This is a genomic window from Staphylococcus petrasii, assembly GCF_002902565.1.
In the GTDB taxonomy this organism is placed as follows: Bacteria; Bacillota; Bacilli; order Staphylococcales; family Staphylococcaceae; genus Staphylococcus; species Staphylococcus petrasii.
Genome location: NZ_PPRC01000121.1, coordinates 1 through 2,878 on the forward strand (window position 1 = coordinate 1; position 2,878 = coordinate 2,878).

Genomic DNA, 2,878 nt, shown 5'->3' on the forward strand with positions numbered 1-2,878 from the left:
AACACAAGAGCCAAGCACAGAAGAAACTAGTAAAGAAGCAACAACACAAGAACCAAGTACAAAAGAGGCTAGTAAAGAAGCAACATTACAAGAGCCAAGTACGGAAGAAACTAGTAAAAAAGCAACAACACAAGAGCCAAATATAGAAAAAAGTTCTGTAAATGCAAAAGAAAATAAATCGAATGCAGAATTGAATGAATCATTTAAACAAGTTGGTAATGATTTAGATCAAGCTAAAAATGAAGAAACAAAAAAACAATTAATTACTAACTTTGTAGCTTCAAATTCAGATAGTTCTGTTGAAGAAGCAACAAAAGAAGTAGAAAAATTAAATCTTGATTATAATAATTTAAATAGTAAAACACTATTAAGTGCATTAGTTAAAGCAGATTCAGAGAAAAAAGATTCAGAAACTACTTTAGCAACGACTAATGATATTAATAGCTCAAGAACTGTCCAACCAAAATCAAAATTTGCAGTTAGAAAATTTGCAGCTGCAGTACAAGGACAAAATGTTAATGATTTAATTCATGTTATTAATCAAAGTATTACTGAAGGTAAAGAAAATGATGGAATTATTGAAGCACATGATGCAGAGAATATTCAATATGATTCAACATTTTCTATTGATAACGCTGTACATAGTGGAGATACAATGACAGTAGATTATGATAAGCGAACACTTCCTTCAGATTTAACCACTCGATACAATTTACCAAATCTTATTGATGATTCAGGTGAAGTGATTGCTAACGGTTCATATGATTTAGATAAAAAGCAATTAACTTATACTTTTACAGATTATGTAGACAAATATGAAAATGTAGTTGCCCGTTTATCATTAACTTCATATATCGACAAAGAACAAGTTCCTGATAGAAATACGAAATTAGATTTAACATATAAAACAGCTAATTCAGAAGCTCATAAAGATGTCACTGTTGAGTACCAATACCCAGAAAAAGAGGGGCCTGCTAATATATCAACTTCATTTACAAGATTAGATGAAGATAACCAAAGAATCGAACAAACAATTTACGTTAATCCATTGCGTGAAAATGTTCCTTACCCATCATTAGTAGTTTCAGGGGAACCTACAAATAATAGTGCTGGTTCAACAATTATTGATGATACTACTTATATTCGTATCTATAAAGTTAGAAACGATCAAACTTTACCAGATAGTAATAAAATATACGATTATAGTCAATATGAAGATGTAACAAACTCAGGTGATTTTACTATTACACGTCAAAGTTACAATAACCAATTCAAAATTGACTTTGGACAAAAGATTGATTCACCGTATATTGTTCAAGTAGTAAGTAGTTATGGTGTTGATGATGAGGGATATTCTCAAGTACAACAACATGCTATTTTATCATCTTATGATTCTGCAAGTCGTGGAACATATAATGCTGGTTATGGAAATAATGTAGAATTTTCAACTAACAGTTCAGACGGTTCAGGTGAAACACCAGTTCAAAAATATAAAATTGGTGATTATGTATGGGAAGATGTAGATAAAGATGGTATTCAAAATACTGACAAAAATGAAAAACCTATAAGTGGAGTTTTAGTTACACTAACGAACCCAGATGGAACTCAAAAATCAGTTCGTACTGATGAAAACGGATATTATGAGTTCGACGGGCTAGATGATGGCTCGACTTATACTGTGAGTTTTGAAACACCAGAAGGCTATACACCTACTATAAAAAATGCTGAAAACTCTACAAATGAAAATGATTCTAATGGCTCTTCTGTAACTGTAACAATACAAGGTCATGATGATATGACTTTAGATAGCGGTTTTTACAAAACCCCTAAATATAAATTAGGTGATTATGTTTGGTATGACACTAATAAAGATGGTCATCAAGATGATAATGAAAAAGGTATACAGGGTGTAACAGTTACATTAAAAGATAATAATGGAAATGTATTAAAAACTACTCAAACAGATGAAAATGGCAAATATATTTTTGAAGATTTAGATAGTGGAGAATACAATGTTCATTTTGATAAGCCTGAAGGTTTAACTCAAACAACTACCGATTCAGGAGACGATGAAAAAGACGCTGATGGCGAAGATGTGCATGTAACTATTACTGATCATGACGATTTAACTATTGATAATGGTTATTTCGAAGAAGATTCAGACTCAGATAGCGACTCAGATTCAGACAGCGATTCAGACTCTGACAGCGACTCGGATTCAGATAGCGATTCAGACTCTGACAGCGATTCAGACTCAGATAGCGACTCAGATTCAGATAGCGACTCAGATTCAGACAGTGATTCAGACTCTGACAGCGATTCAGACTCAGATAGCGACTCAGATTCAGATAGCGATTCAGACGCAGATAGCGACTCAGATTCAGACAGTGATTCAGACTCAGATAGCGATTCAGACTCTGACAGCGACTCAGATTCAGACAGTGATTCAGACTCAGATAGCGACTCGGATTCAGACAGTGATTCAGACTCTGACAGCGATTCAGACTCTGACAGCGATTCAGACTCAGATAGCGACAGCGACTCAGACTCTGACAGCGACTCAGACTCTGACAGCGATTCAGACTCAGATAGCGACTCAGATTCAGACAGTGATTCAGACGCAGATAGCGACTCAGATTCAGACAGTGATTCAGACTCAGATAGCGATTCAGACTCTGACAGCGACTCAGATTCAGACAGTGATTCAGACTCAGATAGCGACTCGGATTCAGATAGCGATTCAGACTCTGACAGCGATTCAGACTCTGACAGTGACTCAGACTCAGATAGCGATTCAGACTCAGATAGCGACTCAGATTCAGACAGTGATTCAGACTCAGATAGCGATTCAGACTCTGACAGCGACTCAGATTCAGAC

1 protein-coding gene is annotated in these 2,878 nt (G+C 35.2%); it reads left to right on the top strand.

Annotated features, from left to right (window positions below):
- Positions 1 to 2,878, top strand: a 2,878-nt coding sequence (locus tag CD127_RS11775) for an SdrD B-like domain-containing protein (RefSeq protein WP_103366814.1), incomplete at both ends; no start/stop codon positions are given.